At 72.9% G+C, this 14,426-nt stretch carries 14 protein-coding genes; 8 read left to right on the top strand and 6 right to left on the bottom strand.

The genetic code is table 11. From position 1 onward, the window contains the following. Positions 1–35 precede the first annotated feature (35 nt). Both WG209_RS14270 and WG209_RS14275 read right to left on the bottom strand, forming a co-directional pair. Complete coding sequence (locus WG209_RS14270; RefSeq protein ID WP_337175726.1) at positions 36–968, bottom strand: response regulator; 933 nt, start codon at positions 966–968, stop codon at positions 36–38. A 412-nt stretch (positions 969–1,380) separates the two neighbouring features. Continuing rightward, on the bottom strand, positions 1,381–1,728 hold the full coding sequence (locus tag WG209_RS14275) for a DUF2892 domain-containing protein (RefSeq protein WP_337175727.1): 348 nt from the start codon (positions 1,726–1,728) through the stop codon (positions 1,381–1,383). A gap of 191 nt (positions 1,729–1,919) precedes the next feature. On the opposite strand from WG209_RS14275, the gene WG209_RS14280 reads away from it, so the two are divergent. From WG209_RS14280 to WG209_RS14315, 8 genes are all read left to right on the top strand, one after another. Next, positions 1,920–3,020, top strand: a complete 1,101-nt coding sequence (locus tag WG209_RS14280) for a prolyl oligopeptidase family serine peptidase (RefSeq protein WP_337175728.1) — start codon at positions 1,920–1,922, stop codon at positions 3,018–3,020. 100 nt (positions 3,021–3,120) lie between these two features. Beyond that, positions 3,121–3,585 carry a pyridoxamine 5'-phosphate oxidase family protein gene (locus tag WG209_RS14285; protein WP_337175729.1) on the top strand — a complete coding sequence of 155 codons (465 nt, stop codon included), beginning with the start codon at positions 3,121–3,123 and terminating at the stop codon, positions 3,583–3,585. A gap of 97 nt (positions 3,586–3,682) precedes the next feature. Next, entirely contained in the window at positions 3,683–4,567 is an 885-nt protein-coding gene (locus WG209_RS14290) for a serine hydrolase (protein ID WP_337175730.1), read from the top strand. 24 nt (positions 4,568–4,591) lie between these two features. After that, positions 4,592–5,314, top strand: a complete 723-nt coding sequence (locus tag WG209_RS14295) for a DUF1080 domain-containing protein (RefSeq protein WP_337175731.1) — start codon at positions 4,592–4,594, stop codon at positions 5,312–5,314. Positions 5,315–5,327: 13 nt separating this feature from the next. After that, positions 5,328–6,476: an FAD-dependent monooxygenase gene (locus WG209_RS14300; RefSeq protein WP_337175732.1), complete on the top strand. Its 1,149-nt coding sequence runs from the start codon at positions 5,328–5,330 to the stop codon at positions 6,474–6,476. Between the two features lie 45 nt (positions 6,477–6,521). Continuing rightward, positions 6,522–7,124, top strand: coding sequence for a sigma-70 family RNA polymerase sigma factor (locus tag WG209_RS14305; RefSeq protein ID WP_337175733.1), 603 nt, complete (start codon positions 6,522–6,524; stop codon positions 7,122–7,124). Further along, complete coding sequence (locus tag WG209_RS14310) at positions 7,105–8,613, top strand: protein kinase (protein WP_337175734.1); 1,509 nt, start codon at positions 7,105–7,107, stop codon at positions 8,611–8,613. The genes WG209_RS14305 and WG209_RS14310 overlap by 20 nt, the downstream gene beginning before the upstream one ends. Before the next feature lie 38 nt (positions 8,614–8,651). Next, a complete protein-coding gene (locus tag WG209_RS14315; RefSeq protein ID WP_337175735.1) occupies positions 8,652–9,425 on the top strand; it encodes a hypothetical protein in 774 nt (257 codons plus the stop codon). Between the two features lie 460 nt (positions 9,426–9,885). On the opposite strand, the gene WG209_RS14320 is transcribed toward WG209_RS14315, so the two are convergent. The 4 genes from WG209_RS14320 to WG209_RS14335 all read right to left on the bottom strand — a co-directional run bounded on the left by WG209_RS14320 (position 9,886) and on the right by WG209_RS14335 (position 14,401). Continuing rightward, positions 9,886–10,863, bottom strand: coding sequence for a fumarylacetoacetate hydrolase family protein (locus WG209_RS14320; protein WP_337175736.1), 978 nt, complete (start codon positions 10,861–10,863; stop codon positions 9,886–9,888). A gap of 154 nt (positions 10,864–11,017) precedes the next feature. After that, positions 11,018–11,980: a BadF/BadG/BcrA/BcrD ATPase family protein gene (locus WG209_RS14325; protein ID WP_337175737.1), complete on the bottom strand. Its 963-nt coding sequence runs from the start codon at positions 11,978–11,980 to the stop codon at positions 11,018–11,020. Next, positions 11,977–12,894: an N-acetylmuramic acid 6-phosphate etherase gene (gene murQ, locus WG209_RS14330; protein WP_337175738.1), complete on the bottom strand. Its 918-nt coding sequence runs from the start codon at positions 12,892–12,894 to the stop codon at positions 11,977–11,979. The genes WG209_RS14325 and murQ overlap by 4 nt, the downstream gene beginning before the upstream one ends. 13 nt (positions 12,895–12,907) lie before the next feature. Continuing rightward, positions 12,908–14,401 carry a sodium:solute symporter gene (locus WG209_RS14335; RefSeq protein WP_337175739.1) on the bottom strand — a complete coding sequence of 498 codons (1,494 nt, stop codon included), beginning with the start codon at positions 14,399–14,401 and terminating at the stop codon, positions 12,908–12,910. Between the last annotated feature and the right edge of the window lie 25 nt (positions 14,402–14,426).

Here is a 14,426-nt window from a genome sequence, read left to right on the forward strand (position 1 = left end):
GGGGAGGGACGGCGCGGGCGTCTCGGCGGCCGACCTCAGGCGTCCGGGGCCGGCTCCGGGCCCGGGTAGCGCTTCACGAGCGTCACCTCGTTCCCCTCGCGATTGTAGCTCATCTCGTCGACCATGCCCTGACAGATCAGCATCCCGAACCCGCCGGCCCGGAGCCCCAGCTTGTCGCGGACGTCCAGGTGGGAGAACGGGTCGTCGGGGGCCGCGGCGTGGGGGAGCGACCCCCGGTCGAAGCCTTGCCCCTGGTCGCGGATCACGATCTCCAGGCCGTCGGCGTGGACGCGGTAGGTGATCTCGACCAGCCGGTCGGTCCGGTGCTGGTTCCCCCACTCGATGGCGTTCTGGGCCATCTCCATCACGGCCTGGCGGATCTGCATCACCTGGTCGTTCGAAAGCGGGGTCGCCCGGCAGACGTTCATTAGGAAGTCGTTCAGATCCTTCAGCAGGGTGATCTCGCTGTCCAGCTCGACGTGGATCTCCCCCTGGAGAGCCCGCTCGCGCATGCTCTCGCGCCAGGCGCGGGCGGCGGCCACGGCCTCGTACAGCTCCTCGACGCCGTAGGGCTTGGTGAGGTAGGCGTTGGCGCCGACCCGGAAGCCGTGCATCTGGTGCTGGCGGTCGTCCAGGGCCGTGAGCATCACCACCGGGATCAGCATGGTCGCCCGGTCGCCCCGCAGCCGCCGGCAGACGTCGAAGCCGTTGACGTCCGGCAGCATCAGGTCGAGCAGGATCACGTCGGGCTGCAGCTCGCGGGCCAGCCGCAGGCCGGTCTCGCCGTCCTCGGCGATCTCGGCCTCGTACCCGCGCAGGCCGAGGATCTTCCGGACGAGGCGGGCCTGCTCCGGGTGGTCCTCCACGATCAAGGCGGTCGCCATCTTCGAGGTCCCCGTGGTCCGCGCCTCGTCGAGGCCGCCCCTGGCGATCGTCCCCGCCCCCGCCATCTCGCCCGTGAGGTTCATGATCGCTGGTCGCTCCACGACGGCGTGAGCCCGCCCCTCGCGGCCCCGGGCGGGGCGACGCGAGCCGTGATCAAGGGCCGCGACCGATCGGGCGGCCCCTCCAGGACTTTCGCCGAGTTCGGCAGGTTCCCTAATGTATGGTATGCCGACCGCGCGGGGGATTCCACCCCTTCTCCCTACCAGGTCGCGGCCGCGAGTCAAGGCCGGGCCCCCGGCCGCACACGACCCTAGCGCGCGCCGGCCTTCCACGCAAGACCCCGACGCCTCTCCCGGCCACATCTCCTTCTATCGGCCGGATCCCCGGCGGCCGTGATCTTCGCGGCCCGACGCGACCGCCACGGGGGACGACTCGCGCGGGTCGGATCGCGAGTGACGCCGCCCGGCCTGGGGGGCCGGGCGGCGTCGGGGCGGGTCAGGAATGGGCGCGGCCGAGGTCGGAGGCGCGAGAGGGTTCGGCGCTGTCCGATGTGTCGATGCCGAGCGCGTGGTACGCCTCGCAGTGGCCGGTCGCGCCGCGGTAGAGGAGGCCGCCCCCGAGGGCGGCGAGCCCGAGCCCCGAGAGGCCGCCCCGCGCGGCCCCGAGGACGGCGAGGAGCCCGCCCCCGGCCACGCAGAGGACGCGTTCGACGCTCCCCACGTTGACGTCGCGATGACGCTCCATGATGCCCCCCAGGGCCTCTTGCATCCCGCTCATGCCCTCGCGCCCGGACCCTTCGCGATGCTCCGAGCCGGCCCCGCGCCGGCCCGTATCGTGGCTCATGGTGTCTCGCGCCATGCTTGCGGCTCCATTTGATGCCTCGGGGATCGAAGGGGGCCATTCGCGTCGGCTCGGGCCCCCTGGGCTCCCGGAATGCAAATCCCCGGCCGTTCCGCGAGCCACTGGCACGGCCGGCACCCGGGTGCGACGATCGCCCCGACGCGACGACCACGACCCCCGCGGAGACGCGACCCATGCCCGGCCCTCGACCGCTCCTCCTCGCGATGCCGCTCCTCCTCGCCCCCTCGATCGTCGCGGCGGCCGACCCGCCGAGGCTCCCGCGCGAGGATCTGCTCGTCCGTCGCGCGGCCGACGGCACCCCCGCGCCCGTCCGGTCGGCGGCCGAGTGGGGGGATCGCCGCGCGGAGATCGCCCGGGGCGTCGAGTCGATCATGGGGCGGCTCCCCGGCCCCGAGAGGCGCGCCCCGCTCGACCCGACGGTCGAGGAGGAGGTCGATTGCGGGAGCTACGTCCGCCGCAAGCTGACGTACGCCTCCGAGCCCGGCTCGCGCGTCCCCGCCTACCTGCTGGTGCCGAAGGCCGCGCTCGCCGACGGCGCGGAGCCCGTCCCGGCGGTCCTCTGCCTGCACGGGACCGACAACGTGACGGGCGCCGGGACCGTCGTCGGGATCGGCGATCGCCCCAACCGCCAGTACGCCCGCGAGCTGGCCGAGCGCGGCTACGTGACCCTCGCGCCGAACTACCCGCTTTTGGCCTCGTACCAGCCCGACCTGGCGGCGCTCGGCTGGGAGAGCGGCACCTTGAAGGCGGTGTGGGACAACATGCGCGGGATCGACCTGCTGGAATCGCTCCCTTATGTGGAGCGCGACGCCATCGGCGCGATCGGCCACTCCCTGGGGGGGCACAACGCCGTCTTCACGGCCTTCCACGACGACCGGATCAAGGCCGTCGTCTCCAGTTGCGGGCTCGATTCGTTCCTGGACTACAAGGGGGGCGACCCCGCCAACTGGCTCCCCGAGAAGGGTTGGTGCCAGACCCGCTACATGCCGCGGCTGGCCGAGTATCGCGGCCGGCTGGAGGCGATCCCGTTCGACTTCCACGAACTCGTCGCCGGCCTCGCCCCCCGCGCCGTGCTGATCGTCGCGCCGACGCACGACTCCAACTTCCAGCGCGAGAGCGTCGACCGCGTCGCCGCCGCCGCGCGCCCGGTCTTCGCCCTGCTCGGCGCGGCCGATCGCCTGGAGTTGGAGCACCCCGACTGCGCCCACGACTTCCCCGAGCCCATGCGCCTCCGCGCCTATGAGCTGTTCGACCGCGAGTTCGGCAAGCCCTGACGCGGGCCGGCGGGCGGTTTGGAACGCCGCTTGCGATGACGTTCCGTCCAGGCCCGAGGACGGATGGCGCGCGTAAGCGTAAAGAGGATGGGAGAGCGTGATGGACGGCAAGAAACCCGACGACGTGATCAAGAAGGTGGCGATGATGATCCGGGGCATCAAGGTCGCGATGCTGACGACCGTCGCCCCGGACGGGAGCCTGCACAGCCGGCCGATGGCGACGCAGGAGGTCGATTTCGACGGCGCGCTCTGGTTCTTCACCAAGGCGTCCTCCCCCAAGGTGGACGAGATCCGCGAGGGGTCCGAGGTGAACGTCGCCTACTCCTCCCCCGAAGACCATCGCTACGTCTCCCTCTCCGGCCGCGCCGCGATCGTCCGCGACCCCGCGAAGGCCCGCGAGCTGTGGAACCCCGCCTACCGCATCTGGTTCTCCAAAGGCGTCGACGACCCCGACCTCGCCCTGCTGCGCGTCGACGTGCACATCGGCCAGTACTGGGACATGCTCTCCGGCGGCATGGTGAGCCTCCCCGATTTCGCCCGCCAGGAGATGGCCACCGAGGCGTGAGCGGGGGTCGGCGGGTGGTGGATCGAGGGTGTCGGGCCGGCTATACTCGCGGCCTCGCCCCGCCGATCGACCACCACCCCGGCCGTGAGACCCCCCGATGGCGTCACGTTGGATCGCCGCCTTCCTCGTCGCCTGCCTGCCCCTCGCGACCCGCGCCGGGACGTTCGAAGAGGAGGTCGCGGCGGCCGTGAAGCCGTTCGGCCCGGACGCCGTGGTCGAGGTCGCGCTGCACGACTTCGCGACGGGCCAAGCTCGCCTGATCCGCGCCGACGAGCCGATCCACCCGGCCAGCACGATGAAGATCCCGGTGATGATCGAGGCCTACCGCCGCGCCGAGGCCGGGGACTTGCGGCTCGACGACGAGCTTGAAGTCGTCAATTCCTTCGCCAGCCTCGTCGACGGGAGCCCGTACGCGCTCGACCCCGCCGACGACTCCGAGACGACGCTGTACGACCGGGTCGGCGGCAAGGCGACGGTCCGCGAGCTGGTCTTCCTGATGGTCACCGAGAGCAGCAACCTCGCCACGAACATCCTGGTCGAGAAGCTCGGCGCGAAGGCCGTGACCGACCTCATGGCGAAGCTGGGCGCCCCCGACCTGAAGGTCCTGCGCGGCGTCCAGGACGGCAAGGCGTACGAGGCGGGCCTGAACAACGTCGGCACGGCCCGGGGGACGATGACCATCCTCCGTCGGCTGGCCGAGGGGACGGCCGTGTCGAAGTCGGCCGACGCCGCCATGATGGACGTCCTCCGCGCCCAGAAGTTCAACGACGGCATCCCGGCCGGGCTGCCGGAGGGGACGCCCGTCGCCCACAAGACGGGCTCGATCACGAACGTCTACCACGACGCGGCGGTCGTCGAGCCCCCCGGGCGCGCCCCGTTCGTCCTGGTGGTCATGACCCGCGGCCTCGGCCCCCAGCCCGCCGCGAGGGCCCTGGCGGCCGACGTGGCCCGCATCGCGTATCGTCACGTCCGCAACCCCTGAACCCCCTGCGAAAGGTCCCGATCCATGAAGCGGCTCGCGTGTCTACTGGCGTTGGTGTCGGTCCCGGCCCTGGCGACGGCCGAGGGGCCCGAGCGGGCCCCCGGCGAGGTCGTCGTGGGCGAGGGCCCGGGATGGCGGCCGTTGAAGGAGGCCGACTTCGTCCACGTCAACGACGAGCCGGACACCTGGACGTTCCACGACGACAAGAACGAGATCCACTGCAAGGGGACGCCCGTCGGCGTGATCCGGACCGCCAACAAGGTCAAGAACTTCGAGCTGGTCGTCGAGTGGCGGCACCTGAAGTCCGCCGGCAATTCCGGCGTCTTCGCCTGGGCGCCCGAGGAGGCCCTGGCCGACATCAAGCCCGGCCAGCTCCCCCGCGGCGGCATCGAGGTGCAGATCCTCGACCACGGCTACGCCGAGCAGTACAAGGAGAACACCGGCAAGGACCCCGACTGGTTCACCACCAACGGCGACGTCTTCCCCGTCGGCACGTCGCGGATGAAGCCGTTCCCCCCGCTCTCCGCCGACGGCTCCCGCAGCTTCCCGACGAAGAACCTGTCGAAGGGCGTGGACCAGTGGAACCACTACTACATCCGCGGGGTCAACGGCGAGATCCGCCTGTGGGTCAACGGCGAGGAGGTCTCCGGCGGCGCCGAGTGCCAGCCGGCCGAGGGCTACCTCTGCCTGGAGTCCGAGGGCTCCCCGATCGAGTTCCGCAACCTCCGCCTCCGCGAGCTTCCGTGACCGAAGGCCGCCCATGAAAGCCCTGATCGTCGGCGGCGGCATCGGCGGGCTGGCGGCGGGCGTCGCCCTCCGCCGCCGGGGCTGGGACGTCGCCGTCTTCGAACGCACGCCGACGATCGCGGCCGTCGGCGCGGGGATCTCGCTCTGGGGCAACGCGCTGGACTGCCTGGACCGCCTCGGCGTCCTGCCCGCGCTCCGCCCCGGCGCGACGTCCGAGGCCGGCGCCATCCGCGCGGATCGCGGCGACGTCCTGATGGCCATCCGGCCCGAGGACGTCGGCGCGACGGCCGACCGCCTGGTCTGGATGGTCCACCGCGCCGACCTCCACGCGGCGCTCCTGGACGCCCTGGGCGCCGACGCCGTCCGCGCGGGCGCGGAGTGCGTCGCCGTGGGCCAGGACGACTCCGGCGCGTGGGCGAGGTTCGCCGACGGGACCGAGGCGCGCGGCGACGTCCTCGTCGGCGCCGACGGCCTCCGCTCCACGGTCCGCGCCGCGCTGTTCGGCGCGGCCCCCCCGCGCTACGCCGGCTACACCGCCTGGCGGGGCGTCTGCCCGTTCGACCCCGAGCGGCTCGCCCCCGGCGAGTCGTGGGGCCGCGGCCGTCGCTTCGGCTGCCTGCCCATGTCCAACCGTCGCGCCTACTGGTTCGCCGTCGCCGACGCCCCTGAAGGCGAAACCGACCCGCCCGGGGGCCGCAAGGCGTTGCTGCTGGAGCTTTTCCGAGGCTGGCACGCCCCCGTGGAAGACCTGATCCGGGCGACCGACGAGTCGACGATCCTCCGCAACGACATTTACGACCGCCCGCCGTTGCGACGGTGGTCCGTCGGCCGCGTCACCCTGCTGGGAGACGCCGCGCACCCGATGACGCCCAACCTGGGGCAGGGGGCCTGCCAGGCGATCGAGGACGCCGTGGTCCTGGCCCAGGAGCTGGCCGACGCGACGCCGGACGCCATCCCCGCCGCCCTCCGCCGCTACGACGCCCGCCGCGTCCCGCGCGCGGCTCGGATCGTCCGGGCCTCGCGCCAGGTCGGCGCGGTCGCCCAGTGGTCCAACCCCCTCGCCTGCAAGCTCCGTAACGCCCTCTGCCGCGCCCCCTTCGCCGCCCGCTCCCAGGCCCGGCAGCTCGCCTGGCTCCTGGCGGGGCCTTGTCGAGAAGCGTGAAAGAGATCCCGGCCGCCCGTGTATAGTCGGTCGGGAGGGCCGAGGATGGACGAGACGCCGGAGACGCGGCGGTCGCTGATCGTCAGGCTGGCGGACGCGGAGGACTCGCGGGCGTGGCGAGAGTTCGTCGCGCTCTACGAGCCGCTGGTGCTACGCCTGGCGCGTCGCAAGGGATTGCAGGACGCCGACGCCCGCGACGTCTGCCAGGAGGTGTTCCGGGCCGTCGCCGGCGCCGTCGGTCGCTGGGACCCCGACCGCGGGAGCTTCCGTGGCTGGCTGTCGACGATCGCGCGGAACCTGCTCGTCAACTTCCTGTCCCGCCGTCGCGAGCCGCGCGGCACCGGCGCGACCAGCATGGTGGAGCTGCTGAACGCCGCTCCGGCCGAGGACCCCTCCGCGACGGCGACCTTCGAGCGCGAGTACCGCCGCCGTCTCCTCCGCTGGGCCTGCGACGAGGCCCGCGGCGAGGCCACGTCCGCCGCCTGGCGGGCCTTCGAGCAGACGGCCGTCGAGGGCCGCGCCCCGGCCGACGTCGCGGCCGAGCTGGGCGTCTCCGTGGGGGCGGTCTACATCGCCCGCAGCCGGGTCCTCGCGCGGATCCGCCGCAAGGTCCAGGAGCATCGCGATCATGAACCCGACGGCCTGTGACCCGGACCGGCTGCGCGACCTCGACGGCGGCCTGCTCGCCGACGCCGACGCCGACGCGCTGGGGCGCCACCTCGAATCCTGCGCCCGGTGCCGCGACGAGCTGGACCGGATCGTCCGCGCCGACCCCTGCGTGGCGGCCCTGCGCGAGGCCGGACGCGACGAGCCCGACGAGCCGGACGAGCCCCCGGCCGGCCCCGAGCCGCTCGACTTCCTCGCCCCGTCCGACTGGCCGGATTCGCTCGGGAGGTTGGGTACTTATGAGATCAAGGGGGTCCTGGGACGCGGCGGCATGGGAGTGGTGCTGAAGGCGAATGACCCGGCGCTGGGGCGGAACGTGGCGATCAAGGTGCTGTCGGCCCCGCTGGCGACGTGCGGGGCGTCGCGCAAGCGGTTCCTCCGCGAGGCCCGCGCGGCGGCGGCCGTGGTGCATGAGCACGTCGTCTCCGTCTTCGCCGTCGTCGAGTCGGCCGGGCTGCCGTTCCTGGTGATGGAGTACGTCCCCGGCCGGTCGCTCCAGGAGCGCATAGACCGCTTCGGCCCGCTCGACCTGGCGGAAGTCCTGCGCATCGGCCGGCAGACCGCCGCCGGGCTGGCCGCGGCGCACGCGCAGGGGATCGTCCACCGCGACGTCAAGCCGGCCAACATCCTCCTGGAAGACGGCGTCGAGCGCGTCCGCCTGACCGACTTCGGCCTCGCCCGCGCCGTGGCCGACGCCGCCGTCACCCGCTCCGGCGTCATCGCCGGCACGCCGCACTACATGGCGCCGGAGCAGGCGTCGGGCGCGACCGTCGACCACCGCGCCGACCTGTTCAGCCTGGGATGCACCCTGTACGCCGCCCTCGCCGGCCGCCCTCCCTTCCGCGCCGAGACCCCTCTGGGGGTCCTCAGGCGCGTCTGCGACGACCGCCATCGCCCGATCCGCGAGGCCAACCCCGACGTCCCCGCCTGGCTCGAAAGGGTGGTGGACCGCCTGCTATCCAAGGAGCCCGCCGGCCGCTTCGCCTCCGCCGAGGACGTCGCCGACCTCCTCGGCCGCTGCCTCGCCCACGTCCAGCAGCCCCTGGTCGTCCCGCTCCCCGACGAACTCGCGCGCCCGGAAGCCCGCCGACGGCACCTCCGCCGCCTGGTGATCGCGCTGGGCATCCTGACGACGCTCGCGGCGGTCGCATGGTGGCCGACGACGCGGCCCTCGGCCATGGGGCCCTCGATCGCGGTGGCGCCCACGGCGGGCCCTCCCGACTTCGAAGTGGCGGCCGTCCAGGCGATCCCGGACCCGGCCCCCACGCCCGAGCCGTCGCCGCGCCCCGCGCCGGCGTGGCCCGAGGTCGACGCCATCCCCGCCCTGATCCGTGAGGCCCGCGCGGAGGCCGATAGGCTGGAAGCGACCGGCGCGTCGGCCCGCGGCGAGGCCTCGCGAACCCTCGCCCCCATCGAAGACTTGCGCCTCGACCTGGATTCGCTCGAACGCTCGTTCGCCCCGCCCCGATGAACCGACCCGACCCCCGACCCCGACCCGGAGTGATCGCCATGAGATGGAAATACGCCGCCGCCGCGTCCGCCGTCGTCGCCCTGATCGCGCTGGGCGCGGCCCAGGCCCGCGTCTCCCGGGCGCAATCCGCGGATCCGGGCCCGGCCTTGCTCGCGCTGGCGCAGGAGCCGACGCCCGAGCTGAAGGCCGATCCGTCGCCCGAGCCGCTCTTGCCTGCTCCGGAGCCCGACGCCTCGATCCCCCCGCCAGCGCCCGGGGACGTACCGGCCAGGTCGTCGGATCTGCTCCCGGACCCGGGGCCGCCGACCCCCCTGGATCCCCTCCCGTCCGACGCGGCCGCGCCACTACCCAGCCCTCGCCCCGAGCCGGTCGCAACGCCTCTCTTGGACCGCGTACGGCGGCCGATCGACTCTCGAATCGAGTCGGCCGCGCCCCCTCCGGTCGAGCGCGAGGCGGGGCCGGCGGACGATGACCGTTCCCCATTCGGCGGCCCCGGGATGCTCCCTCCGACGTCCGATGAGGAGCGGGAGATCCGGGCACTTGTCCGACAGTTGGCCGAATCCGACCCCGGCGCGGAGAGCTGGACGATCCCCCCGGATGGGGCGCGAGAGGACTGGACCAGGCAACTGCGGGCGCGCCTCGCTGGCCAGTTCACCGAACGCCAACGGCGCTACGCCGCCGAGGTCGACGCCCTGGAAGCCCGCGTGGCGAAGCTCCGGGAGCTGATCCGGAAGCGCGAGGAGAACTCCGAGCGGATCATCGACGACCGCGTCAAGCAGCTCATGACCGAGGCCCAGGGCATGGGCTGGTGAGCGCCGGACGCGACGGGCTGGCGACCAGCTTCTCCAGACGGCGGCCCCCGCCTGACCCGGGCCAGCGCATCGCGCGGGAATCCTGAATTCTCGACGGATTCCTGAAATCTCGCGCCACGCGCGGCTGATCATCTCGGGCGGATGGTCGTTCCTTGACAATTCGTGGGTAGGAAAAGCCAGCGGGGAACTTGGCGGGGGATCGTCCGCGCGGGGGTAGTGCTTCGATCCGAGTGAAGCCCACGCCGGGGCCGTCCGTCGACTCGCGCGGCATCCCGGCGGTTGGGTCAAATCCTCAAGCGAGCCGGGCCCGCGGCGTCGAAATCACGCAACGATTTCGACGAACGAAGCCAAGTCGATTCCGCGGAAGTCGCCATTGTGAATGGGTTTGTGACGGACGTGGCGCGAGGGCCGCGCGCGAACGAAGCCAACTTCGATCGACTCACGCGCCTCGGCGCGGGGCCTAGAAGTCGGTCGTCTCGTCCTCGGCCAGGACGGGGTTTTCCAGGGTGCCGATGGGGCCGATGGTGGCGCGGACGAGGTCGCCGGGCTTGAGGAAGGTGCCGGTGGCGGAGCCGACGCCCGAGGGGGTGCCGGTGGCGATGACGTCGCCGGGCTCCAGGGTGACGAACCGCGAGACGAACGCGACCACCGCCGCGACGGGGAAGACCATCTCGGCCGTGGAGGCGTCCTGCATCGTCCGGCCGTTGACCGTCAGCCGGATCGGCAGCGCCTGGGGGTCGGGCACGGCGTCGGCCGAGAGGATGCACGGGCCCATTGGGCAGAAGGTGTCGTGCCACTTGCCGTGCAGCCAGTCGAAGAACTTGTCGCGCTCGCGGGGCTTGCGCCCGGGGTTGGGCCGGAAGGCCCGGTCGCTGACGTCGTTGACGACGGTGTAGCCCGCCACGTACCCGAGCGCCTCAGCCTCCGACACGTCGCGGCAGCGACGGCCGATCACCACGCCCAGCTCGCACTCCCAGTCGATCTGGTCGGGCGAGACGGCGGGGATGACGATCGGGTCGCCGGGGTGGGTCAGCGTGGTGCTGGGGGGCTTCGTGAAGACGTAGGGGAACGTCTCCTCCCGCTCGGTGGTCATGTACCCGCGCTCGGCGAGGTGCTTGGAGTAGTTCCCGGCCAGGAACAGCAGCTTGCGCGGGGAGGGGACGGGGACGAGGAGCTGCACGTCGTCTCGGGGGATGGTCAGCTCGTCGAGCGTGATGACGTCCAGGGTCTCGATCCACTCGTGGAGCCGCCTCGCCTGCCAGGACGCCGCCCCGTCGGGGGGGAGGAGTTCCAGCAGGTCGTCGGTGTCCCCCAGGAGCATCTCCTCGTCGGTCTCACGGCCGTAGAGGTCGGCCGCCTGATCGATCGGGACCACCACGCCGTCTCGATAGAAGCCGGTCAGCACCAGGTCGTCGCAGCGGAATCGGCAGACGCGCATGGCCGTGGCTCCTGGCACGCCGCGCCCCGATCGAGACGCCCGGCAAGACCATTCAAAATGAAGGAAAGGTAAGGTTCAGTGTACCGCCCCGCCGGGGCGAGTCCAGATGCATGCGAGCGGCGCGCCGGGCCGCCTCGGCGACGGCCTCGCGGCCTCAGCCGACGGCCTCCCCCGCGTGGGCGCGGCGGGCGAGTCGCAGGCCCCCCTCGGCGGGCTCCTCGACGAAGGAGTGCGAGGGCTCGTAGCCGCGGGAGCGGAGGTCGTCCAGCAGGGCGTCGACCAGGGGGCCGGCGGAGACGAGGAAGCCGCCGGCCAGGCCGATCGGCAGCGGGCCGGAGTGCCAGCCGAGCGAGCGGGCGGCGGCGGCGGCGGCCTCGGCCAGGTCGCGCGCGGCGGGCTTGATGAGGCGGTCGATCAGCGTCGGGTCCTTCTCGGCCGCCTCCATCACGGCCGGGACCAGGCCGGCGATCCGGGTCCGGTCCATGCCGGGGGCGTAGACGGCCGAGACGATCTTGCCGGGGCCGTCGATCTGGAGCGCCTTGCAGATGGACTCGGTGAGCGGGTCCGGGCCCTCGGGGGCGGGGTCGCGGCCGTCGATCCGGCGGGCGATCAGCCGCAGGGCGGCGACGGCCACGGCGTAGGCGCTCCCCTCGTCGCCGAAGGTGGCGCCCCAGCCGCCGGCGCGGGACTTCCGGCCGTCGGGCGCGCGCGAGACGGCGATGGAGCCGGTCCCGGCGATCAGGCCGACGCCCCAGCCCTCGGGAGTGCCGGCGGCGACGACGAGGTCGCCGTCGTTGACCAGCACCAGGCGGTCGGCCCAGTTGCCGGCGACCGACCACTCGCCCAGCAGCGCCTTGTCCTCCGGGCGGTCGAAGCCGGCGACACCCAGGCAGGCGACCGCCACGGCCCGCGGCCAGAGCCCGGCCGCCGCGAACGCGCCGGCGATCGCCTCCTCCAGCGCCGTCCGCGCCGCGGCCGTGCCGACGGCCTTGGCGTTGGAGGGGCCGGCCTCGCCCCGGCCCACGACGGTCCCGTCGGCCAGCCCGAGCAGGGCCTCCGTGGAGGTCCCGCCGCCGTCGACCCCCAGGAACAGCACGTCGTTCGTCTCGTCGCTCATAGCCGGCTCGCCCCCGTCCTCGCCTCCACGGCCTCCCGCGCCCGGCCGCCGTGGGCCTCCAACAGCGCCTCGGCCTCCGCGGGGCCGACCCCCGCCAGCTCGGCCACCAGCGCCACCTTGACGCGGCCGCCGCACGCCGCCAGCAGCTCGGCCGCGCGGGCGTCGTTGACCCCCGCCAGCTCGCGCAGCGTCCGCCGCGCCCGGATCCGGAGCTTCTCGTTGACCGGCGTGAAGTCGATCATCCGGTTGCCCAGGGTCTTGCCGATCAGGACCATGGCCCCGGTGGTGATCATGTTCAGGATCATCTTGGTCGCCGTGCCGGCCTTCAGCCGGGTCGAGCCCGAGACGACCTCGGGGCCGACCAGCGGCGCGACGTCGAGGTCGACCTCCGCCGCCAGCAGGCTCGGCCGGTTGCAGGAGATCCCGACGGTCGCCGCGCCTCGCCTCCTCGCCTCGCGGACCGCGCCCAGCACGTAGGGGGTGCGGCCGGAGGTGGCGATGCCGACGACGATGTCGCGGTCGGTCACGCCCATCGCGGCGATCTCGGCCGCGCCGGCGTCGGGGTCGTCCTCGGCCCCCTCGATCGGCCGCGTCAGCGCGTCCCGGCCGCCGGCGATCAGGCCGACGACCATCTCGGGCGGGGTGCTGAAGGTCGGGGGGCATTCGGAGGCGTCGAGCACGCCGAGCCGGCCGGAGGTCCCGGCGCCGACGTAGATCAGCCGGCCGCCGCGGCGGAACCGATCGGCGGTCCACTCCACGGCCTTCGCCACGTTCGCCGCCTCGGCCCGCACGGCCTCGACGACCCTGGCGTCCTCGTCGTTCATCATCTCCACGACGCCCAGCGCCCCGACGGCGTCGATGGCCGTCGTGCGGGGGTTGCGGGCCTCGGTCTGCAGGTGGTCTTCCAGGGCCATCGTCGCGGCTCGCTCAATTCGTCGGTTGGGGGGACTCGGCCGCCGGGGAGGGGCGGGCGGCGGGGAAGAAGGGGCCGGCGGCCAGGCCGACCAGGAACGTCGTCGTCGAGCCGACCAGGGCGAACCAGGGCCAGGCCAGGGGCGGGACATCCGGCCAGACGGCCGGGACGCCGAACTTGGCGAACGTCACCGCCGCCGCCCCCGCCGCCATGCCCGCGAGCGCCGCGCCCTGGCCCACGGTCCTCGTCAGGTTCCCCAGCACGAACAGGCCCAGCAGGATGCCCGTCGTGAACCCGGCGATCGCCAGGGCGTTGGCCACCACGCTCTCGGTCAGCCCGGTCGCCCAGACGGCCACCGTCGCCTGGAGCACGCCGAAGGCGATCGTCGCCGCTTTCGACATCCGGACCAGGTGACGCTCGCCGACGTCCCCGGCGAGCGGCCGGTAGAGGTCGTAGATCAGCGTCGACGCCGAGGCGTTCAGCGAGCCCGACAGCACCCCCATCGCCGAGGCGAAGACGGCCGCCACGACCATCCCCTTGATCCCCGTCGGCAGGTATTCCACGATGAACTGCGCGAACGCCCGGTCCGAGTGCCCGGCCGAGGGCCCCGGCGGGTACTGGCCGAAGAAGACGTACAGCGACGCGCCGATGAACAGGAAGAGGGCGAACTGGGCCAGCACCACGAACCCGCTGGCGATCAGCGCCGCGGCCGCCTGCCTCTGCGACCGCGCCGCCAGGTAGCGCTGCACCATCATCTGGTCGGCCCCGTGCGTCGCCGTGTTCAGCACCATGCCGCCGATCAGCCCGGCCCAGAAGGTGTAGGGCCTCGTCAGGGTGAACGAGAAGTCGAACACCTGGAACTTGCCGGCGTCGGTCGCCGTGGCGATGAGCTGGTCCCAGCCGCCGGGGAGCTTGCCGATCAATACATAGAGGGCGATCAGCGCCCCGACGATGTAGACGACGAACTGGAGGACGTCGGCCCAGATGACGGCCTTCACGCCGCCGAGGTAGGTGTAGACGATCGTCGCCAGCTCGACCGCGATGATGGCGACCTCGATCCGCCAGCCGGTGATGATGTTCAGGACGGTGGCCGCCAGGAACAGCCGCAGGCCGTCGGCCAGGGTCCGCGTCACCAGGAACAGGGTCGACGCCGTGCGCCGGGTCGTCTGTCCGAATCGGTCGCCCAGCACCTGGTAGGCGGTGACGATCTGGCCGCGGAAGTACGGCGGCAGGAGGAACGCCGCGATGATCATCCGGCCCACGACGTAGCCGATGGGGAGCTGGAGGAACCCGAAGTCCCCCTTGTACGCCTCGCCGGGGACGCTCAGGAAGGTGACGGTGCTGGTCTCGGTCGCGACGATGGAGATCATCACGGCCCAGACGGGCATGTTCCGCTCGCCGAGGAAGTACCCCTTGAGCCCCTGGTCCCCCCGGCTGCCGATCCAAGCCCCGAGCGCGGTGCATCCGAGGATATAGGCCACGACCACCGCCACGTCGATCGGACTCATGCGCCTCACCGTCGATCTGTTCGGG

The sequence above is a fragment of the Paludisphaera sp. genome (assembly GCF_037189885.1).
Lineage (GTDB): Bacteria > Planctomycetota > Planctomycetia > Isosphaerales > Isosphaeraceae > Paludisphaera.